A 20,373-nucleotide genomic window follows, 5' to 3' on the forward strand; every position below is an offset into this window, starting at 1 on the left:
ACGGAGAAAACCATGTATACCGGGACAAAAGCAGCCACAGGTTCTGCAGTTACGGCAGGCGCGGCTGCCGGGATCGCAAATGCCAGTTACGTCTATTTAGGCGCTGTCGCTGCGGCTGAAGCCGCAGGCCTAACTGGTGCGGCTGCAACAACATCAGCCCTTGCGACGCTTGGTGGTGGTGCTGTCGCTGCCGGCGGCGGTGGAATGGCGGCCGGCGTAATGGCTGTCGCAAGCGCTGCTGCCTGGCCCGCAGCAGCCGTTGCAGTCACCGTATTCGGCGGATACAAGCTGTATAAATGGCTCAGGTAGCCCAAGGAAAATCGGGAATATACGCATCAATTTGCCATTTTCATGGTTTGCGAAAATTCTAAATTGACAAACAGAATGCTCGAGCGTGCTTTAGTGCGGTAAGAGCCCTGGGGTTAACTACTTGTTTCGCATGTACAGGGATAAGTGATCCATGCTCAACCGACATAAAGACTATCGCAGGCATGCGCCTACTTGATGTTGATCTGAGGATATTTATGAGCAATTCAACTGCAATTTGTAGTGACTGTGCTGACAATGTCCACTTGAAGCGACGGATTATTAAAGACGGTTGGCCGCAGTTGTGTTCAATTTGCGTACAAGAGAAGCCCCATGTCTTCGATGTAGCCCACCTTGCCGGGGTACTAGCGACTATCATCCAGCAAAATTTTGGAACAGGCGACACCCGGTTTGTACTGAGAAATGACGATCGAGACCACACCGAGCCCTGCGGCGACACTCTGGAAACTATCGTCTCCGAAATACTCAATCAAGATTTGTATTTTTTGGACGAACTTGTTGTAGCCATTGTCGAAAGTGAGGATTGCCGCCCCCAAGATGGTGACGAGTGCTTTTTCGGTAACGATGCACAGTACTCTCGCAATCATGAGAGTGTGTCGCTTGAGTATTTCGATGATCACTGGAATTACTTGATAGGCGAGTTGAAGCATAAGCGTAGATTCTTCAGCGAAGCAGTGCAGCAGTTTTTTAATGGCATATTTGCCGGCATCGAGACCATCAAAACGTTTGGAACGAACGGACAGACCCTTGAAAACGTTGTTCGTGGCATGGCGCAGGGCATGGTGGTATATCGTGCTCGGGTGATCGATGTCAACGGCATTGAGGACATCATGGCGGATCCGTATTCGCAGGTTGGGCCACCTCCCAGGCAAAAGGCAAGAGCGGGACGCATGAGTCCTGATGGCGTAGTGGTTTTGTATTGCGCAATGCAATCCGAGACGGCGATAGCCGAGCTACGACCTGCTATCGGAGAGACCGTAGCAGTTGTCGGACTGGCTTTCAATCAATCATTGCGATTGCTGGACTTTGAGCGATTGGAACGATCATTTGACGATAACTGGAGTTTGCTTCAGGAAGATTTTCGAACAGCTCGGGAGACCAGGCAGTTTTTGAGAAAATTACATAAGCTGATAACCAAACCCATCGTCCCTGGTCATGAGGCTGACTACATTATTACGCAAACAATGGCCGAATACCTCGCGCACGTTCATAAACCAGAAATAGACGGGATCATGTTTAAGTCGGCGCAAAATGCCGGTGGTACGAACGTAGTTCTATTCCCTGTCCGAGATTTGCTGGAGGTCGATAAGGATGTTTTTCCCGTCGAATACGCTCCCAACAGTTTGTTGTTTCATCGCGTCGAAGGTGTCCAGTATAGCTCCAACCGATTAGAGATAATTCCTAAGGACAAGGGTGGTTATGACCTTTACACTGCGCGTGATCTACGGGATGCCGAGGACGCTTACAACGCAGAGCGTGAGCTAAATTTTCCGGATGTTTTTAAGGCACGAGCGGAAATGAGCAGCGATGACGATTCCTAGCGAATACACCAGAAAGAAAGCCACCTCTCTTGCGCCATATAGGGGCGGCAATTAAATAGCGCCCCAAGACTTCATCGTTTCATTCTTTATCAAAGAAATTCAGCATCTCCGCAGGCGCTACATCCAGCGTGCTCGCAAGGATGCAAATGTTGACTAGGGCGATATTTCTTTGCCCCCTCTCTATGCCCCCAATGTAAGACCTACCCAAACCGCTTTCCAGCGCCAATCTCTCTTGGGACCACCCATGCGCCTTTCTTAGCGTTACCAAATGCCGGCCGAACAGCTGTAGTGGGTTGTATTCCATGTTACCGCATTTGTAAGTATTAATACTCCAAAGCATAAATATTTGACCTTTATAAGGCCACGCTCTATAGTGACACGTCCTATGAGTGACAATTTGGTTGAATATTTATCAATACACAAGGCAGTAGCTTCATGCATGCGCATGTCCTTTTGAGGGGCCGTCACCACATAGCTCGGTATAACCCCTCAACTTACGACATTGCTTTTGGCAGTTAAAACACATCCCATTTCGCTGTCTATTACTCACGTATTTGCTCTTTTTTAATTTCACCCATGACCGAAAATACCCAATTCGAAAAAACCTTTTCCGTTGACGGTGACGAATTTCAATTCTATGGCAGCGCTGGCAAGGTGCTTTCTGTTACGTACACCAGCAATACAAAAGTACGCCAAACGAACCAGGTTTTCGCAATTAGTGGCACTGTCTCTGGCACTTCTCACGTCACATCAAGCGTTGAGGAATTTACTGATCTGTGGCTACGTGACGATAACGGCGCCGAGACGAATTTTCGACTTCGCGGCCGTTTGCCTGCCCGTGAAGGGCACACTATTTTCAAAGTAAGGCTAGCCGGAAAAAAAGTAATTGCCGATCCCGAGCAGGTCGGGACGCTGGACTCGGCACGAAACGTTCCATATTCAATGTTCAATCATGACACTGGGAATTACTTGTTTCGGTATCCGACCAAGGTATTTACACAAACCGGCGAATCGGCAGGGTGGGTTCCGAGACCAGATGCGCTCACGTGGATCATTATGATCTTCTGTATTTTGCTGTGGGGCATAGGCCTAATACCTATCGTGTATATCTTGGTTAAAGCTTACAAATTTGGCGACCTGCAAGAGAAGTGCTTGGATATTCAGAAGAGGATTGAGCTGGAGCACCTGGAGTTCTTGAAACATCTGAAAAAGAAGAACCTATCGGTGCCTGTCGAGACGGAGGATACCTTGGATGAACTCAACAGCCAATGATAGCGACGAGCATCAATGGAATCCTGACCTGTTAAATCAGATTCCGGAAGATTTCCCCTATCCTAAGCAAACGCCTGGATCAATCGGCGGCTTTCAGGCCAAAGTATTGATGACCGAGTATGAGGGGCAATTTTATATTTCGGGAACGACTCCGCGCGATCGCTGGGCTCGCTGGGACCGCTGCGAGGACCTGGTCCAGCAGCTAAAAGAAAAGTGCCTTGAATCAAAAGCAGGTAAGCGCGCCCACCTGCAGGAAGTCGACATCCTGGATCAGTACTTTGAACGCCTACTAAAAACAAACTGGACGTCGCCGGAAGAGGCCCAATGGGTAATCCGGCGTATCGCCGGCTTGCTCTCCTGGCCGGTCCCTGAATCGGCGAACGCGCTTTAAGTGCCGGTAATCCAGCAACCTGGGAAGGAGTTTTCCTTATGAGACTGTTAGTAATGTCCGACCTGCATCTAGATCTCTGGGAAGACGACGGTCCCACATGTGATCTAGCGCTTAGCCGGCCCGACGTCGTGCTGCTGGTTGGCGACATCCACAAAGGTGCACGGGGAATCACGTGGACAGCCCGCACTTTCAAGAGCATCCCGGTAATCTACGTCGCCGGCAACCACGAGTTTTACGATGCGAACCTGGAAACCGTATTGGCTGAGATGGCGGAAGCAGCCGGGAAAACAGCCAATGTGCATTTTCTTCATGCGGAAGAGATTGTACTTGGCGGCAATCGCTTCCTCGGTTGCACGCTGTGGACCAACTTTAGGTTGATGTCGGACGAGCCGGCCGACAGGCTGATTGCGATGGAGATCGCGCAAGGCAGCCCTGACTACAAATGCATACGGCTCAAGAGCCAGAAATTTCGCCCATTACGCCCGAGCGATACCGCCCGTTTCCATGCGGAGCAAAAAGCCTGGCTGCAACGGAAGCTGGCGGAACCCTTCGCCGGCAAGACGATAGTAGCGACTCATATGGCGCCCTGCCTGGAAAGCATAGAGCCACAAGATCGGCAAAATCCGCAAGCCGCCGCGTACGCCTCCCGGCTGGATGACTTGGTGGCACAAGCGGATCTCTGGGTGCATGGCCATTTGCATCACCGTTCCGACTATCTACGTGGGCGTGCACGCGTGATATGCAATCCACGTGGATATTGGATTCCCGGTATTGGCACCGAAAATCACCGCTTTGATCCCAATTTCATCGTCGAATTGGGATCGGAGTCGTAATTGGACGCTTGTGGCGCCTGCGCCCTAATCCACCATTGAGATCGTTAGTTACGCTGTAAGCATAAATATGTTGGATATCTCACCCGTTTACGCGTACAGATTGGGAACGTGAAGGGTCGCCGGCGAGCGGGGGAAATTGAACATTCTGTGAGGCGGCACCATGAGGGAAGTGAATGTGTATGACGACCGCCGATTGGTCGGAACGCTTCAGCAGAATGCTGCGAACCAGCAGTATTCGTTTATCTACAGTGCCGAATGGCTGAACGATCCGCGCAATTACCCGTTGTCTCCGTCCATACCCCTGGCGCCAGGCGATGTGCCAGCTACGCTTCATAACTCGGCAGTTTATAACTTTTTCGTCAACCTTCTTCCAGAAGGCCAGGCTTTCGACGAAGCGTCAGCCTTATATCAGGTTTCCAAAACAGACTTGTTCGGTCTTTTGGCCGCCCTTGGTCGAGAAACAGCGGGAGCTCTCTCCATTCGGCCATCGGAACAACAAGACCACCGTACAAACCATAATCCCGTTGTCGATGTGCTTCGTCCGGTCTCTAGCACTGAGTTGGTTGAACGGATCAAATCCCGGCCATCCGATCCGTTTTCTGTCTGGGACCACAGTGTATGGGGCGCGATTGCCGGCTACCAAGACAAATTATCCGTACTTGAAAGCGAAGGTGAATGGTTCTTGGCCAGTGGAGAGCAAGTCGCCAGCACGATCATCTTAAAACCTGAGCCGATCAACACAAATTGGGCGGGACTCACCAGCAATGAGTTTTTCTGCATGCTACTTTCTCGTGCAATTGGCTTGCCAACCGCGCAGGTAGCACTATTGCATTTGCCTGAGCCAGTTCTGGCGATCAGTCGGTTTGACCGTAGAAGAACCCGTGACGGCGTTGTTCGGATCAATGCCATTGACGGTTGCCAGGCATTGGGGCTCGCGCCGATGTTTAAGTATGAACTGCTTTACGGCACTGGATTAGATGTTAGGCATTATCGAGACGGCGCCTCGCTGCCAAAGCTATTTGAACTCCTGAAGGCATTTCCTGATGCGAACGCTCAACGGTTGCAGTTGCTTCGCTGGTGTATTCTGCAGGTTGTAATTGGGAACACCGATGCACATGCCAAAAATGTTTCGTTTTTCAATGACCATAACGGCATGCGCCTAGCGCCAGCCTATGACTTGGTCAGCACATTTGTGTTCAGCGACAATCCGACTAAAGAAGCTTTTTCGATGGCGATTGGTGATGCATTTACAGAAAATGAAATGACTCCGTATGAATGGGCACATTTCGGTTTTTTACTTGGCCTATCCGCCGACTTGATAGCAAGCGAGCTGACTGATGTTGCATCGAGGCTTCAAACGGCATTACCGGATGCCAAAAGACATGCTCTGAACCTTGGAGCAGATTCACTCATGGTTGAAATGGTGAGTGCCATAATCGAACGGACGACGGCTAAATTTTCAAAGATGGCTCGAAGAATTGCAGTGATCGAGCAGGGACTGTTTCTGTAAATGCTTGGCCTCCGAATTCGGACTGGCCGCTGCTAGTGCCTCAGTATATCTGGGGAGATATTTGTGACCAATGCGGAATGTACATACTGCGGTTTTTGTAAGCCTGTAAAAATTGTCAGTAGGAATATTCCTACGAATGAACTAATGTGCCTTGGCAGTTCTTATTTCAAAAAAATATCTCTTAAGATTACTCGGTATCCCGCCAATCGAATGGTTGAGCTCAGGATGTGCCTGAGGCGACCGCCTGTATCCAAAACCAGTATTTGTAAAATCTTTCTCGGAGAAGATATGCGCGCCAAGAAAAGTGGGAATGGTCTAGCCATTCAAGCGATCGCTGGTACACATGTAGTCATACTCGGGTGGGATTTGGTTGATAACACCCTCAAGAAAGGTCTTCTCGGGTTTGCGATACAACGTACCGACCACACCGAAGGCGAGTCCTATTGGCTTAGAGGCATGAAATCATTTCCAGATACGTCCCCTCCGCTGGGACCAGGCGGAGATGCCTCCACTTTTGAGCAACCTCTGCAGGGATTTCAATGGGGTGACTATACCGCGAAACCGGGCCACTCCTACACGTATTTGCTCGTGGCAATGTATGGAAAGCCGGGAAATCTAGACGCAAAAAATTCCATCGCAGTCAAAATACAAACCGAGCCTGAATGGGGCACGCCAGAAAGTGTACACAGCATATTTTTCAATCGAGGTGCCGTCGCCTCACAGGAATATGCAAGGCGATTTCAGAATAAGCGACCTGATGTAGTTGGTGCTCCGGCCTACACTTGGTTATCTCGCGGCCTGGAGGAAGCTATTCTAGCCTTCGTTGACCGGGCCAAGGACCATAGCTTTAGCTTGCGCGGAGCATTTTACGAATATCAATGGGCCGACATCCTAAGAGAGCTAAAAGTTGCCGAAGACCGTGGAGTTGACGTAGAGATCGTCTACGACGCGATACAAAACGCCAAAATGGATCCTGTGTCGAAGAATGAATCTGCAATCGCTTTAACAAAAATAAAAAATTTCTGTACTGGATTCCAAAACGGCAAATTGATGCACAATAAATTTCTTGTGCTGTTAAAAAATGGTAACCCAATTGCAGTTTTAACTGGATCTACTAATCTTACGGAAAACGGTATATTCGGGCATCTCAACTGCGCTCACATCATTGATGATGCCTCCGTTGCACAAGACTATCTCCAGTATTGGTTGGAGTTGAAAAAAGACCCCGGAACCGACGATCTAAGATCTTGGACTGACCAAAATACCCCGGTGCCTACAATTCCCTTGGCGAAGGGCATTTCAAAGGTATTTTCACCGCAAACAGGACTTTCAACACTTCGTTCGTACGGGGATATTGCTGGTCTTGCGAAACGCGGCTTATTTATGACATTTGCTTTCGGCATGAACAAAGTGTTTCAACCTGTCTATCGACGTGATGACGATGTCTTACGTTTTGCGCTAATGGAAAAAGAGGGCAACGGAGCTAGCCTCGAAAAGGGTAAACAAGAAATTGGCGAAATTAGGAAATTGGAAAATGTTCTGGTTGCTGTCGGCCATAACATTTCCGTTAACAGTTTTGATCGATGGCTAAAGGAAGCCAGTTCTGCAGTTGCAAAGGCAAACGTGCATTGGATCCACACAAAATTTATGTTGGTTGATCCACTCGGCAATGACCCCATCGTAATTAGCGGCTCAGCAAATTTCAGCGACCCAAGCACAAACACGAACGAAGAAAACATGCTGCTTATTCGGGGGGATAAACGTGTTGCAGACATCTATCTCGGCGAATTCATGCGATCATTTGCACACTATGCATTTCGCGAGGCACTCTTTATTCACCAGCAGGAAGGTAACAGCACTGCCGACTGGAAACCTCAAAATCTCGCTACGGATAATTCTTGGCTTGGTACCTACTTCAAACCAAATTCGGCTGGCGCATTGAAGAGGCTCTATTTTTCTGGGCAATAGATATTGATCGACGATTGAGCGAGTCAGCAGCATAGAAGTATAGTAACGACGACCTCCCACGGGTCCTGTTAATCCACAACAAATCACTAGCAGAAGCTTTTTCTGATTTGATCTTCGTCCAAGAAAAAAGTAAAGGCATTGCTGCATTCAATCTCCATCGAGGTATATATGTCTGCTCCGGTTGCATTTGATTCCTCGTTTATCGTTGCGGTTGCAACCGAAATTGCAAAGTGGATAGTCCCTCTGGCTGGCGCATTCATAGCCGTATTCTTTACCCCTTTGCTGGACAAAATCAAATTGCGTCTGAATCGCGCAGATCTAAGCGCGAAACAATTTGAGGAGTTTGCGTGCGATTTAAGTGCATTTATATTTAACGCAGAGCTCATGTACGAATTTCGCACCAATGGATGGGATATCGATCAGCTGGTAGATGGTTACAACACCTCAGTAACCACCTTTCGAACAAAAGAATTTGTATATCTTTCATGGGCACGCAGATTTTGGACCGCTGAAGAATACCCAATGTTTGAAAAAGTGATCGCGTCCGTTCGCAAGATAGACGAGGCTGTACATAGATTTAATGACGGGAGGTCAGATAGGGAACGGATTGCCGCAATTGGCGACGAAATAGTCCCTCTGCGAGGCTTTGCAAAAGCACTACTAGTTCCAAATAAATAAGTAGTAGCGGAATTTTTTTTGAGCGAGTTTGAAATTCAATCCCAACGTCTAGTTCACTTTTGAAAGCCTGACTGCATCCAACCCATTTGCGGAGGCCCATTCATCGATCAGAATCGTTTTTAGATTGTATTGTAAAGCCCCGTTTTTATTTTTTTCGTTCGAATATTAAATAGGCATGTTATGAAAAATTTTACTCGACCTTTATTTTTTATGTGCTTGCTGCTCGCCTCAAGTTTTGCCAATGCCGACGACAAAAGCGATTGTTCCGCGGGCCAGGGCACTTTTTTGATTGGCGAAGTAGTGACTGGCCCGACATTTTCTCACGGTCAATTTTTAAAAGGTATTGAGCTTTCTCATACCCATCTAAAAGTAAAAGTGGACGGACCCCGGAATTTATGATGTCGCGATTGATAATGTATTCGCCACAGACTACGAAAAGAACAGTAAAAGTATTCCTGCTTCATTGCGAAAAATTAAGGTCGGTGATCGCGTCGAATTATGTGGACAAAAATACCCCGACGGAGAAACAGGAATTCATTGGGTGCATACTGATTGCGGGAATCCCCCCAGTGAAAGCAAACCAAACGGCTTTATCAAAATTATTGGGAGCAACGGCACAGCGGGCGCTAATTTGGAGAGCGCTCAGACATATTGCCGACTTTGGAAACACTGAAATGATTGCTGGCTGTCCAAGTTAGTTAGGGAAAATTTATATTTTTGATTCGAGCGAATCGCCATACCTGAAGAAGTTCATTTCTTTTTTAAATGTTTTGAGGCCTACGTCGCGGATGGATGGAGTGAAACGGACAGCATTTTGTGTCATACGGTTTTTTAACTGATATCTTTTAGCTTCTCGCAAGTTCATAGCCAACTACTTACCCCGCCATGTCGTGAGCAAGTACCACGATGATTTCGGCTAAAACTATAGGTACCGTCTCCACATTTTGCGGTCGCTCCCTGCGGTGTTTTTCCGTCAGTAGACTTGGCCGGCGAATGCACGGTCTGACCCGCTTTATTGGTGTAGTGATTGTGGGTGGTCAGCTTGCTTTCGTCGGGTTCTGTCTGTTTTGCCGGAACCGATGCAGGCGCCGGCGGCTGGTATTGAGCAAATACTGGCGATGCGGCAAAGCACAGCAGTGCCGCTAGCATTGACGCTATTTTGATCTTCATCTCATCCCCGATTTCTTATTGTGCTGAAACAATACGCCCGGGCATTCTATTTGTCAATTTGGCATTCATTCCTTTCTGCCAAGGGTAGAAATAATTTCTAGCCTCCTCGTTCCATTGCGAATATACTGATTATACATACAGTATTAAGGGTTAATAAAAGCTCCCTGATTCGCCACGCAAGAGGAGAGAAAATGTCATTTAATGCAACACAATCTGCAGGCGCCGCGAGTGTCATCGCCCAGATGCCGCATGCCTTGTGGCGCGCCAACGAGATGGCCGCCTACCGTGCCTCGACGCTACCGTCTGGCTTTCGAGCCCTGGATGATGAGTTGCCAAACGCCGGCTGGCCCAAGTCGACCTTGATTGAATTGCTACTCCAACAACCCGGTATTGGTGAGCTGCAACTCTTGAAACCAGTATTGGCTGCATTGGCGAACACCCAACGTATCGCCTTAATTCAGCCCCCGCACCTGCCGCACGGCGCCGCCTTCCAAGGCTGGGGCCTGCGCTCGGAGAGCCTGTTCTGGATCAAAGCCAAGTCGACGGCCGATGCATTATGGACTACAGAGCAAATCCTCAAAAACGGCAGCTGCGGTGCCGTCATCCTCTGGCAAAACAATATCCGCACTGACGCGCTGCGCCGGCTGAATTTAGCTGCGCAATCGGGCGATACCACCTTCTGGCTGATGCGTCCTATCTCTGCACGCCAGGACACATCACCGGCGCCATTGCGCCTGGCGCTGCGGCCTGCTTTCGGCGGCGTCAGCATCGACATTGTCAAACGTAGGGGACCAACTTCCGAAGAAGCCCTGTTTATCACTCTGCCGGACATGCCTACAACCCGCCACATTCAGGAAAAAGAACATGCGCCTATGGATCAGCGTGCACCTGCCGCTGCTGCCGCTCGAAGCGTTCCGACCCTCTTGGTGTGAACCAGGGCAATATGCGCTCCTGGATCAGGATCGCGTGCTCAGTGTGTCACGGGAAGCTTGGGAGGCCGGTGTTCGTCCCGGCATGCGCCGTGGTGGCGCGGCTACCATCTCTCCCAGCACGTTGCTGCTGGAACGGGATCTGCAAAAGGAAGAAATCGCCTTTGGTGCGATAGCGATGGCGCTATTGCAATTCACCCCAGAAGTCACGATCCAGGACGATTTCAGCATCTTATTGAATGTCACCACCAGCCTGCGGCTGTTCGGTGGCCGCCTCGCGTTGTGTCGACAACTGCAGGCTAATATCAAGGCTCTGGGCTTCACCGCCAGAATCGGTGCCGCCCCAACAGCATTGGGTGCCTGGCTGCTTGCCAGGGCCAAATTCTCCCGCAAGCATCCTGTTCGGCGCCGCGCGATCAAAATGGAGTCCATGGCACGCCGCTTGGATCAGCTACCGTGTCACTTGCTGCCGAACGCAGAAGCCCATGCGAACTGGCTGGCGGGCATAGGCTGCAACACGCTGGGACAGTTGCGAGCGTTGCCGCGCGCGGGCCTGCAGCGCCGCACAAATCAAGGACTCCTGGAATCCCTGGATAAGGCCTACGGTGAAGCCCCAGAGCTATTTGACTGGATCAAGACCCCGCAAGTCTTCTCGGCGCGGGTAGAGACTCACGACCGCATCGAGCATGCGGATGCTTTGTTGATCGGCGCCCAGCGACTGATCTTGCAGCTCGTAGGCTGGCTGGTATCGCTACAGCAAGCGGTGACTCGCTTCGTGCTGTACCTTGAGCACGAGCGCGGCCGCATGGCAGTTCCACCCACCGAGCTGGAAGTGGCGTTGGCCGAGCCCACCTGGCGCGAAGAACACCTGGTCAGGCTACTCAAAGAACGCCTGGGCCGCATAGAGCTGGTGGCTCCAGTCATCGCCTTGCGCTTGGACGCCACCCAGCTGACGGCAATGCTGCCACCCACTGAATCTCTATTTCCCGAGCCCGGCGGCTCCCCGGAAGAATTTCACCGCCTGGTCGAGCTACTGGTCGCCCGCCTCGGAAAAGAAAACGTCCTCACCCTGGTCGGCGAAGCAGATCACCGGCCCGAGGATGCAAACTGCTGGATACCGGCAACTGACAAACGTCCCAAACACTCCGAGCAACCAGACAAGCTTCGACGCCCGGCATTGCTGCTGGACAAACCGCTCCTGCTGATGATGCGCGACGAGCGTCCGTTCTACGGTTCCGCACTGAAGCTGATAAGTGGCCCGGAAAGAATCGAGTCCGGCTGGTTCGACGACAAGTTGGCCGCGCGCGACTACTTCATCGCTCAAGGAACTGACGCGACCTGCTACTGGGTGTACCTGGAGCGGGAAACCGATGCCCGCTGGTTTTTGCACGGACTCTTCGCGTGAACCACCATGGCACCTCCCACCATCCTGCCGGCATATGCCGAACTGCAAACCTTCTCCAATTACTCCTTCCTGCGTGGAGCGTCTTGCCCCGAGGATCTGGTCGAGCGCGCAGTCAAACTGGGTTATACAGCAATGGCCATTACTGACGAATGCAGCGTTGCCGGTGCGGTCAAGGCGCATGTTGAGGCAAAAGATCTGGGTCTACACCTGATCGTTGGCAGCCAGATGATGGTCACACCGGATGATCACAGCCCGCCGTTCAACCTGATCGTGCTGGCGATGAACAAAAACGGTTATGGCAACCTGTGTGAGCTGATCACCGTCGGCCGCATGCGGGGCAAGAAAGGGACCTACCTGGTCAAGCCGGAAGATATCGCCAATCCCGGCGGTGAGCTGTTTCACTTACGTGGCATGCCGGACTGCCAGTTGATCCTGGCGCCGACGTACGGGGCTGATGCGGACACACTATCGAGGCAAGCCGCCTGGCTGGTACACACGGCGCCGGGTCGGGCCAGGATCGCGCTCAGTCTGCACTACCGCTCAAGAGATGACGAACACAAAGCAGTTGTGGCCGCTGTTGGCGAAGAATACGGTTTACCGGTGGTTGCCACTGGCGACGTCTGCATGCATGTGCGTTCGTACAAGCCTATCCAAGACACCATGACCTCTATCCGCCACAAGATGCCGATTGCTAAATGCGGCTTCCGGCTGGCATCGAATGCTGAGCAGCACCTGCGCTCCCGCTTGCGATTGGGTAATTTGTATAGTCGTGAGGCCTTGGAAGAAACGGTTCGGGTCGCTCAGCTGTGTACCTTCAGCCTGGACGAGCTGCGCTACGAATATCCAGAAGAGCTGGCGCCCCCCGGCGAGACTCCGAGCTCCTATCTGCGTAAAGAAACCTACATCGGTGCCAACTGGCGATTCCCGAACGGCATCCCCGCCAACGTACAAAAGCAGCTGGAGTATGAGCTGGACCTGATTGTCCAGCTGAATTACGAAGCGTACTTCCTAACCGTCTACGACATCGTGCGCTTTGCCCGCAGCCAGAAAATACTGTGCCAGGGCCGTGGTTCTGCAGCCAACTCAGCCGTGTGCTTTTGCTTGGGGGTCACAGAAGTGGATCCTGCACGTGGCACCTTGCTGTTTGAACGCTTCATCAGTGCTGAGCGCAATGAGCCGCCCGACATCGATATCGACTTCGAGCACCAGCGTCGGGAAGAAGTCATCCAATACATCTACAACAAGTATGGCCGAGTAAGGGCTGCACTGACGGCGGTGGTGCGTAGCTACCGAACCAAAAGCGTGTTGACCGACGTCGGCAAAGCGCTGGGAGTGGATCAATCGATCATCGACAAGGTGAACGATGCCGGCCGCAACTGGGGGGGCCAGTCCGATCTGTTTGCCAGGCTAACCGCCTGTGGTTTCGATCCTGAATCGACCATCGCGCAGAAATGGGCCAGTATTGCAGACCGTATGATGACTTTCCCGCGCCATATGTCCCAGCATCCCGGCGGCTTTGTGATGTGCCGTGGCAAGCTATCGCGCCTGGTGCCCATTGAACCAGCCAGGATGGCCGACCGCAGTATTGTTCAGTGGGACAAAGATGACCTGGACGCAGTCGGGCTGCTGAAAGTCGACATCCTGGCATTGGGCATGCTCAGTTGCCTGCGCCGAGCACTGGACATCGTATCGGAGCAGCGCGGTGAGCGCTTTGAGCTTTCGGATATCCCTGGAGAAGACCCAGCGACTTATGAAATGATTTCTCAAGGCGATACCGTCGGTGTATTCCAGATCGAAAGCCGGGCACAGATGTCGATGCTGCCGCGGATGCAACCACGTACATTCTACGACCTGGTGATCGAGATCGCGATTATCCGGCCGGGACCGATTGAGGGCGGTATGATCCAGCCTTACCTGCGCCGGCGTACTGGGGAAGAACCGGTCAGCTACCCAAGTCCGGCCATGGAAGCTGTACTGGAGCGCACGCTGGGTGTGCCTATCTTCCAAGAACAGGTCATGCAGATCGCGATGGTCGCCGCCGGCTTCTCTGCGGGCGAGGCAGACCGGCTGCGGCGGGCAATGGCAGCGTGGAAGCGCAAGGGCAACCTTGAACAGTTTGATGCCAAGCTTCGAACCGGTATGGCCGAGCGTGGTTATACGCCGGAATTCGCTGAATCGATCATCGGGCAGATACGCGGGTTCGCGAGTTATGGCTTCCCGGAATCTCACGCGTCCAGCTTTGCCTTGCTGGCCTATGCCAGCAGCTGGCTGAAGTGTCATGAACCGGCTGCTTTTCTGGCTGCTTTACTGAATAGTTGGCCTATGGGCTTTTATCCGCCATCGCAGCTGGTACAGGATGCCAGGCGCCATGGCATCGAGGTCCGGCCGGTGGACGTCAATATCAGCGGCTGGGACGCCGCATTAGAAAAGAGCGACACCCGGCATTCTGCAGTACGGCTGGGGTTCAATAATGTGAAAGGTCTGGAGAAGGATGCCGCCTGGCGCATTGAGGAGGCGCGAGCGATCCAGGCCTTTACCAGTGTCAGCGACCTGGCCGACCGTGCGCGGCTAGACAGACGGGCCTTGCAAGCCCTCGCTGCGGCCGATGCATTGAAACCGCTGGCCGGCAATCGGCGCCAAGCCCAGTGGCAGTCGGCGGTGAGTATCCCGGACAAAGATTTACTGCGGCCGGCCAAGGTCACTGAAGAGCACCTGGAGCTGGAAGCTCCCTCCGAAGGGCAAACGATCGTGGACGACTATCGCAGCACGGGCCTGACACTGCACCGACACCCGCTTGCGCTGCTGCGCGCCACGCTGTTGAAGCAGAGGTTGCTGGCGGCCGAGGTACTGAACGCGCATGGCGATGGTGCGCTGGTGCGAGGCTGTGGCCTGGTCACCGTACGCCAGCAGCCGCAGACAGCCAAGGGCGTGATTTTCCTGACACTTGAAGATGAGACTGGGCCATTGAATGTGATCGTATGGCCGACGGTAAGCGAACAATTCCGGGCCGAGGTATTCCATGCCAAGCTGCTGGCTGTTTATGGGCGCCTACAGAACAAGGGAGGCATCCGGCATTTGATAGCGATGCGCCTGGTGGATATGTCGCACTTGCTGGGAGACCTGATGACGACCAGCCGGGACTTCTGTTGACATGAAGGGTGACAGGTGCCGAACGGTTGTTTGATTAATTTCGAAGAAGCAGAAATTCCGCTTGGGACCTGTCACGAATATTATAACGTTGCCACAAAGATACGTATGAAATTTACAAGCACGCTGGAACAAGGCATGATGGATACGTCAAATTACGGTCAGTTGGCTATCCACGACAGGAGACGACAATGTGCATCAACTACCAGTCAGTAACACGCGAGCTTTTGCACCAGTTGTTCGACGTTACTCTGCCGTCGGAACCAGCCTGGCCGGAGCAGGTGTTCCAGGACTATATGGCGCCCATCATTATTGCCGGCGAGCCTGGCCAGCGGAAGGGTCTGGTGGCGGCCTACAGCATGGTGCCGAAGCAGCACCATAAAAAAGAACGGAAGCGTTATATGACCATGAACGCGAGGGTTGAAACCGTCGGTGAAAAGGTTACCTATGCCGATGCATGGAGGAATAGCCAATTGTGCCTGGTACCTATGCATGCTTTCTACGAACCGAACTGGCAAACCGGAACCGCCGAGCGCTGGAAAATCGGCATGGCCGATGAGGCGCCGTTCGCGGTTGCCGGCTTATATCGCCAATGGAAGGAAGAAGACGAAAGCGTCACCCACGCATTTACGCAATTATCCATCAACGCAAACGATCATCCGCTGATGAAAATCTTCCACCGGCCTGAAGATGAAAAGCGCTCACTCGTGATTATAGAAAGATCTGAATACGACGATTTCTTACATTGCAAAGACCCGGAACGCGCGCGTGCCTATCTGACCCTATTTCCAGCACAACGAATGAGGGCGTCCGCATCACCGCTAATCAGGATTGCCAAGCCCAAGAAGGTAGCGACAGCCAACAATCAAATCTGAGGTTTTTACATAATGGATATACCACTAGAACTTACTGGCCCCGACGTCGAAAACAATGCCCGGACGCGTCTAGTGCAAGACGAGTACTGCGAAATTATTACAATTCATGGTCTGACACGTCGAGCCAAATGGGACAAACGCAACAAGACCTTTTTGTATATTGGTACGCAGTATCCGCAACCGGTTTTGGAGGACGAGATCGCCGAATGGGTCAAGGGATCGGTCAGATTTTGATAATACGAAAGCGACGCAGGAATTTTTTTGTAGACAGCGCTACTAAGCTCGCGAAGAATTAACTTGTGTATCGGATAGCATCTTTCAATGGCAGAGCTGCAGTAGTAGAGGTGCTCAAACAAATAGTAGTGAAAGTGGAGCGAATTTAATTATGCATGAAATCATCTGTCCTCACTGTGGGAAGGCCTTCAAAATCGACGAGGCTGGGTATGCAAACATCCTAAAGCAGGTCCGCGATGTTGAATTCGAGCAGCAGTTACATGAGCGACTCGAGTTGGCTGAGCGGGACAAACAGAATGCCGTCGAGCTCGGCAAGTTTCAGGTCACCAACGAATTGCAGAAAATTGCGGCCATCAAGGACAACGAGATATCGGAGCTGAGAGCCAAGGTCGACGCAGGCGAGGTCGCCCGGAAACTGGCGGTGACCGAGGCCCTAAGTGCCGTAGAAAAAGAGCGTGACATGCTCGCGAACGAACTCGCGCAGTCGAAGCAAGACAAGCAAGCTGCCTCCGAATTAGCTGAGGCAAAGTTAGCGATCGAATTGCAAAAGGCCTTGGCTACGAAGGACACAGAGATTCAGGGCTTGAAAGCAAGGCTTGATGCTATCGAAGTAGCAAAAAAACTAGCGATCAACGAGGCCGTCGGTGCAATCGAGAAGGAGCGTGATGGGCTAAAGAGCGGTCTTGAACGAGCGGAGCTTGAGAAGCAACTCGGCGAAAAGTCACTGAAGGATAAATATGAAACGCAAATCAGGGATCGCGATGATGCGATCGAACGACTTCGCGATATGAAAGCTCGTCTGTCAACCAAGATGGTTGGCGAAACCCTCGAACAGCACTGTGAGACAGAGTTCAACCGCATTCGAGCCACCGCATTTCCAAGAGCGTACTTTGAGAAGGACAACGACGCACGCACTGGGAGTAAAGGAGACTACATCTTTCGCGACTCAGATGAGGCTGGTACCGAAATCGTCTCGATCATGTTCGAAATGAAAAACGAGAGCGATCGCACTGCTACAAAAAGCAAGAACGAGGATTTCTTGAAAGAGCTCGACAAGGATCGCGCCCAGAAAGGTTGCGAGTATGCCGTGTTAGTTTCTTTGCTCGAGCCCGACTGTGAGCTCTACAACACGGGAATCGTCGACATGTTCCATCGTCACCAGAAGATGTACGTTGTTCGCCCACAGTTCTTTATTCCGATCATCACGTTGCTGCGGAACGCGGCAATGAACTCTCTGAAATATAAGTCGGAGCTTGCACTCGTAAAGGCACAGAACGTTGACATAACGAACTTCGAAAACGAACTCGAGACTTTCAAGTCTGGATTCGCAAAGAACTATGACCTCGCCGCAAGGCGCTTCCAAACGGCGATCGAGGAGATAGACAAATCGATCGATCACCTGCAAAAGACAAAGGAGGCCCTACTTGGCACGGATCGGAATCTTCGTTTAGCTAACGACAAGGCGCAAGATGTAACAATCAAGAAGCTAACGCGAGGAAATCCAACGATGGCAGACAAGTTTGCCAACCTTACAAATAATCCGCCCTCGGACGTCGAATGACTATGATTCATCTTGCTGTGGCCCTCCCGCGGAGGGTGGCGGGCGAAATCGAACCGGCATTTTCCGAGGTGTCCCGGCTGCTGGTGGCCCCGCACTACTGTCCTTTGATCGAGCACTCGGCAGCCACGATATAGGAAGCGCCCTGCAATCGTTCGGCGCGTCGCCGGGACGGATGCTAATTAGTTTCCGGTGGTGAGACCGTTTTCGGAGCAATGGAGGTCCAACTGTTACCAATAGCGTTGATCTCCTTACGGTCAAGCCGCACATAGCCGGTATGCGAAGCGAGCACGTCACCGCTAACCAGGACTCCGTCCGTACTGATCAGGGTATAGGCGACAATCGCGCCGCCAGAGTGAAATAATTTAGGTCCCGTCCAAATATTATTTGTGCTTAACGTATTGCCTCCGGCGGAGACCACTTTCACGATCAGCATCGCCATTCCAGCTTGCACCTTGTCCGCCATATAGCCGGCCCGGACAAGGTTTGCGAGGATGCTGACAGGCTTGGTCTCTGACGTTGCAGTGAGGGTGTCGATTGTTCCAGCAACTCGATCGTCAGTTTTTTTGAGATCCGCAACCAGTGTTTTAACCTGCTCAAGATTACCTGTTTTCGCTGACAACGCTTTGGTCTCGGAATCAGCAAGGGTTTTTTTTGCGGCTTTAGCGGCTGCGATCTTAGCGCTCATCGCATCAATTGTCTTCTGCTCCTGGAGCAACCAGTCTGCGGCGCGAACCTGCAGCCGGGACGACCTTTCAAGAAGCTCAGTCAATCGCGACAAATTGGCGCCAATTTCGGTCGTAGAAATTTCCGCAGAGAGGCCAGGATATCGATAAAGCGGAATAGTTCGTAGGACCGGTGACTTACTCCAGGCTTGAGCGAGAGCTGCATTCATCGCCATCTGCTCTATAGAAACGTCGACCGAGTTGACGTGGAATTGAGTTTGAAAGGTCTGCGCCAATGCAGCCAGTGCTTTTACTCCTTCCAGAGCCAAACCCACGACGGCGGCCGATCTGTCGTTCGTTGTCGAGGCACTAATGAGCTGCGCGTATTCGGTCTCCGCCTTGTCGATAACGCTTTTGTAATTTTTTTCTAGGAGAAGAAATTTTTCCTTTGTAGCTTTGTAACTATAAAGACCTTCTATGTCCCCTTCCTGTGCGAGGATGACGCCGGTCTTGTTTGCAAACGTCTCCGGCTTCAAGTCTTGTGTCAATTTCGTTGAAATAACTGAAAGCGCCCTGTAAGACAACATTTGCGTTTCAATCGGAGTGCCGCCCACTGCGAAGTCCTTGATATCCCCCTTTACCTGTAATTCAGAGAGACTCTTAGACGCCGACGTTATGGCCGCCACTTGTTTGTCTTTTGCGTCCTGAGCAGCCTTTTCCGCCGCGGCTTTCGCTGTGGCTACGCCGTCATCGTATTCTTTTTGAGCCTTGGCCGCCGCCAGTTTTTTCGTGGCATCCAGCTGTTGTAGATCATATTGGGCGGTTTTTGCCCGCAATTCAGATTCTAGGGCGTCGGCATTTGCCTTTGCCACAGCTGCGGCGGCTTCCGCCTGATCTTTCGCTGATGTTTGTGCAATGGAAGCTCCAGCGTGACCCAGTAAAACCAGTAATAAACATGCCAGTCCGTTTTTCATGTCTTTTCCCTAGAATTTTATAAAAATTTAGCAAATTCCGTTTTTAACGGCTTTTGCGTCGCATGTAGCGATCACATTGTTATACGGAACTCTTTGACTGCCGGTAACTTGAAGGGTCTGGTCTATCCACTTCAAATAAAATCGCACACTGGAATACAAGCCCGGTTTTACGCCGCATCCGTCTCCAGCAATCGTAATGCCAACCTGGACAATGTTATTGTTCTTGATGGCATATAGTGGTCCGCCGCTGTCACCATGGCATGTATCAGTTCCTTTATTTCCAGCACAAAGTACCCCGGCTGGAATTTCAGGATAAAATTGCTTGCAGTTGGTGTAAGGGTAAGCGTTCATTGTGGCGTAGAGCAAAATATTGGAAACAAAACTCTTCTCGGTCTCGCCCCAACCCACTACGCCCAGCTCTCCCAATTCCAGGTTTTGATCCTGTTGCTCCGCCAGCGGCATAAAATCGGAGCCAAGATCGTCGTCTGTTTGAACCAGGGCGATATCGTTGGCCGGCAGGCCATAAGCATAATTTTGGATATGAACTTTATTTATATGAGCAAACGTTCTTTTTCCATCAAGTGCGACCGAACCGTAGGACACCAGCAATAGATCCTCGGGAAAGCGCTGCTTCGTTGAGCGGTCATAAAAACAGTGGGCGGCCGTCAAGATCCAGCCTCTTGCGATAATGCTTCCCCCACAGACCAATCCGTCGCTTACCTTCTTATTGGTCAAATGAATCGCTGCCTGCCACTTGGCATAATTGCGCGGCACCGGCTTTCCATTGAAAACTTCAATGTTTTGCGTATTTGCGAAGGAATTGACAGACGAAATTCCAAGAAAAATAAAAGCAAAAGTGTAGGCAACCTTACTCAAGATACCTTTCATACAAAGTC

18 protein-coding genes are annotated in these 20,373 nt (G+C 51.5%); 14 read left to right on the forward strand and 4 right to left on the reverse strand.

What is annotated here, in order from left to right:
- The first annotated feature begins 12 nt into the window (after positions 1-12).
- Complete coding sequence (locus IEW12_RS23040) at positions 13-309, forward strand: hypothetical protein (RefSeq protein ID WP_188568491.1); 297 nt, start codon at positions 13-15, stop codon at positions 307-309.
- Positions 310-524: 215 nt separating this feature from the next.
- Positions 525-1,868, forward strand: coding sequence for an RES family NAD+ phosphorylase (locus tag IEW12_RS23045; RefSeq protein WP_188568492.1), 1,344 nt, complete (start codon positions 525-527; stop codon positions 1,866-1,868).
- 79 nt (positions 1,869-1,947) lie between these two features.
- On the opposite strand, the gene IEW12_RS23050 is transcribed toward IEW12_RS23045, so the two are convergent.
- Positions 1,948-2,208: a helix-turn-helix domain-containing protein gene (locus IEW12_RS23050; protein ID WP_308789155.1), complete on the reverse strand. Its 261-nt coding sequence runs from the start codon at positions 2,206-2,208 to the stop codon at positions 1,948-1,950.
- A 236-nt stretch (positions 2,209-2,444) separates the two neighbouring features.
- Between IEW12_RS23050 and IEW12_RS23055 the strand changes: the two genes are divergently transcribed.
- The 7 genes from IEW12_RS23055 to IEW12_RS28950 all read left to right on the forward strand — a co-directional run bounded on the left by IEW12_RS23055 (position 2,445) and on the right by IEW12_RS28950 (position 8,919).
- On the forward strand, positions 2,445-3,140 hold the full coding sequence (locus IEW12_RS23055) for a hypothetical protein (RefSeq protein WP_188568494.1): 696 nt from the start codon (positions 2,445-2,447) through the stop codon (positions 3,138-3,140).
- Positions 3,121-3,531 carry a hypothetical protein gene (locus tag IEW12_RS23060; RefSeq protein ID WP_188568495.1) on the forward strand — a complete coding sequence of 137 codons (411 nt, stop codon included), beginning with the start codon at positions 3,121-3,123 and terminating at the stop codon, positions 3,529-3,531. Before IEW12_RS23055 ends, IEW12_RS23060 begins: the two co-directional genes overlap by 20 nt.
- A gap of 38 nt (positions 3,532-3,569) precedes the next feature.
- The gene (locus tag IEW12_RS23065) at positions 3,570-4,364 is read left to right on the forward strand and encodes a metallophosphoesterase (protein WP_188568496.1); all 795 of its coding nucleotides are present in this window, start codon (positions 3,570-3,572) and stop codon (positions 4,362-4,364) included.
- A 160-nt stretch (positions 4,365-4,524) separates the two neighbouring features.
- Positions 4,525-5,874 (forward strand): HipA domain-containing protein, encoded by a 1,350-nt coding sequence (locus IEW12_RS23070; RefSeq protein ID WP_188568497.1) that lies wholly within the window; start codon positions 4,525-4,527, stop codon positions 5,872-5,874.
- Positions 5,875-6,162: 288 nt separating this feature from the next.
- Positions 6,163-7,842, forward strand: a complete 1,680-nt coding sequence (locus IEW12_RS23075) for a phospholipase D-like domain-containing protein (protein WP_188568498.1) — start codon at positions 6,163-6,165, stop codon at positions 7,840-7,842.
- Positions 7,843-8,010: 168 nt separating this feature from the next.
- On the forward strand, positions 8,011-8,520 hold the full coding sequence (locus tag IEW12_RS23080; protein ID WP_188568499.1) for a hypothetical protein: 510 nt from the start codon (positions 8,011-8,013) through the stop codon (positions 8,518-8,520).
- 180 nt (positions 8,521-8,700) lie between these two features.
- Positions 8,701-8,919 (forward strand): hypothetical protein, encoded by a 219-nt coding sequence (locus IEW12_RS28950; RefSeq protein WP_229751302.1) that lies wholly within the window; start codon positions 8,701-8,703, stop codon positions 8,917-8,919.
- A 462-nt stretch (positions 8,920-9,381) separates the two neighbouring features.
- Here IEW12_RS28950 and IEW12_RS23090 read toward each other — a convergent pair whose 3' ends face one another.
- Positions 9,382-9,690: a DUF3761 domain-containing protein gene (locus IEW12_RS23090; RefSeq protein WP_188568500.1), complete on the reverse strand. Its 309-nt coding sequence runs from the start codon at positions 9,688-9,690 to the stop codon at positions 9,382-9,384.
- Positions 9,691-9,881: 191 nt separating this feature from the next.
- Here IEW12_RS23090 and imuA point away from each other — a divergent pair, with 191 nt between their 5' ends.
- From imuA to IEW12_RS23115, 5 genes are all read left to right on the forward strand, one after another.
- Positions 9,882-10,622, forward strand: a complete 741-nt coding sequence (gene imuA, locus IEW12_RS23095) for a translesion DNA synthesis-associated protein ImuA (RefSeq protein ID WP_188568501.1) — start codon at positions 9,882-9,884, stop codon at positions 10,620-10,622.
- Positions 10,555-12,024, forward strand: a complete 1,470-nt coding sequence (locus tag IEW12_RS23100) for a Y-family DNA polymerase (protein ID WP_188568502.1) — start codon at positions 10,555-10,557, stop codon at positions 12,022-12,024. Before imuA ends, IEW12_RS23100 begins: the two co-directional genes overlap by 68 nt.
- Before the next feature lie 6 nt (positions 12,025-12,030).
- The gene (locus tag IEW12_RS23105) at positions 12,031-15,174 is read left to right on the forward strand and encodes an error-prone DNA polymerase (protein ID WP_188568503.1); all 3,144 of its coding nucleotides are present in this window, start codon (positions 12,031-12,033) and stop codon (positions 15,172-15,174) included.
- A gap of 188 nt (positions 15,175-15,362) precedes the next feature.
- Positions 15,363-16,046 carry an SOS response-associated peptidase gene (locus IEW12_RS23110; protein WP_188568504.1) on the forward strand — a complete coding sequence of 228 codons (684 nt, stop codon included), beginning with the start codon at positions 15,363-15,365 and terminating at the stop codon, positions 16,044-16,046.
- 385 nt (positions 16,047-16,431) lie between these two features.
- Positions 16,432-17,841, forward strand: coding sequence for a DUF2130 domain-containing protein (locus IEW12_RS23115; protein WP_188568505.1), 1,410 nt, complete (start codon positions 16,432-16,434; stop codon positions 17,839-17,841).
- A gap of 175 nt (positions 17,842-18,016) precedes the next feature.
- Here the strand turns inward: IEW12_RS23115 and IEW12_RS23120 are convergent, their stop codons facing one another.
- Both IEW12_RS23120 and IEW12_RS23125 read right to left on the reverse strand, forming a co-directional pair.
- Positions 18,017-19,477 (reverse strand): hypothetical protein, encoded by a 1,461-nt coding sequence (locus IEW12_RS23120; RefSeq protein ID WP_188568506.1) that lies wholly within the window; start codon positions 19,475-19,477, stop codon positions 18,017-18,019.
- A 27-nt stretch (positions 19,478-19,504) separates the two neighbouring features.
- A complete protein-coding gene (locus IEW12_RS23125; RefSeq protein ID WP_188568507.1) occupies positions 19,505-20,365 on the reverse strand; it encodes a S1 family peptidase in 861 nt (286 codons plus the stop codon).
- Between the last annotated feature and the right edge of the window lie 8 nt (positions 20,366-20,373).

Origin of the sequence: Parundibacterium terreum (assembly GCF_014636315.1) — a bacterium.
GTDB lineage: Bacteria > Pseudomonadota > Gammaproteobacteria > Burkholderiales > Burkholderiaceae_D > Undibacterium > Undibacterium terreum.

Excerpts from the sequence above, each read along its gene's own strand:
- IEW12_RS23090 (WP_188568500.1), bottom strand. The coding sequence starts at position 9,690 with ATGAAGATCAAAATAGCGTCAATGCTAGCGGCACTGCTGTGCTTTGCC.
- IEW12_RS23055 (WP_188568494.1), top strand. The coding sequence starts at position 2,445 with ATGACCGAAAATACCCAATTCGAAAAAACCTTTTCCGTTGACGGTGAC.
- IEW12_RS23115 (WP_188568505.1), top strand. The coding sequence starts at position 16,432 with ATGCATGAAATCATCTGTCCTCACTGTGGGAAGGCCTTCAAAATCGAC.
- IEW12_RS23120 (WP_188568506.1), bottom strand. The coding sequence starts at position 19,477 with ATGAAAAACGGACTGGCATGTTTATTACTGGTTTTACTGGGTCACGCT.
- IEW12_RS23075 (WP_188568498.1), top strand. The coding sequence starts at position 6,163 with ATGCGCGCCAAGAAAAGTGGGAATGGTCTAGCCATTCAAGCGATCGCT.
- IEW12_RS23100 (WP_188568502.1), top strand. The coding sequence starts at position 10,555 with ATGCGCCTATGGATCAGCGTGCACCTGCCGCTGCTGCCGCTCGAAGCG.
- IEW12_RS23070 (WP_188568497.1), top strand. The coding sequence starts at position 4,525 with ATGAGGGAAGTGAATGTGTATGACGACCGCCGATTGGTCGGAACGCTT.
- IEW12_RS23040 (WP_188568491.1), top strand. The coding sequence starts at position 13 with ATGTATACCGGGACAAAAGCAGCCACAGGTTCTGCAGTTACGGCAGGC.
- IEW12_RS23080 (WP_188568499.1), top strand. The coding sequence starts at position 8,011 with ATGTCTGCTCCGGTTGCATTTGATTCCTCGTTTATCGTTGCGGTTGCA.
- IEW12_RS23045 (WP_188568492.1), top strand. The coding sequence starts at position 525 with ATGAGCAATTCAACTGCAATTTGTAGTGACTGTGCTGACAATGTCCAC.
- IEW12_RS23060 (WP_188568495.1), top strand. The coding sequence starts at position 3,121 with ATGAACTCAACAGCCAATGATAGCGACGAGCATCAATGGAATCCTGAC.
- IEW12_RS23110 (WP_188568504.1), top strand. The coding sequence starts at position 15,363 with ATGTGCATCAACTACCAGTCAGTAACACGCGAGCTTTTGCACCAGTTG.
- IEW12_RS23125 (WP_188568507.1), bottom strand. The coding sequence starts at position 20,365 with ATGAAAGGTATCTTGAGTAAGGTTGCCTACACTTTTGCTTTTATTTTT.
- IEW12_RS28950 (WP_229751302.1), top strand. The coding sequence starts at position 8,701 with ATGAAAAATTTTACTCGACCTTTATTTTTTATGTGCTTGCTGCTCGCC.
- IEW12_RS23050 (WP_308789155.1), bottom strand. The coding sequence starts at position 2,208 with ATGCTTTGGAGTATTAATACTTACAAATGCGGTAACATGGAATACAAC.
- IEW12_RS23105 (WP_188568503.1), top strand. The coding sequence starts at position 12,031 with ATGGCACCTCCCACCATCCTGCCGGCATATGCCGAACTGCAAACCTTC.
- IEW12_RS23065 (WP_188568496.1), top strand. The coding sequence starts at position 3,570 with ATGAGACTGTTAGTAATGTCCGACCTGCATCTAGATCTCTGGGAAGAC.
- imuA (WP_188568501.1), top strand. The coding sequence starts at position 9,882 with ATGTCATTTAATGCAACACAATCTGCAGGCGCCGCGAGTGTCATCGCC.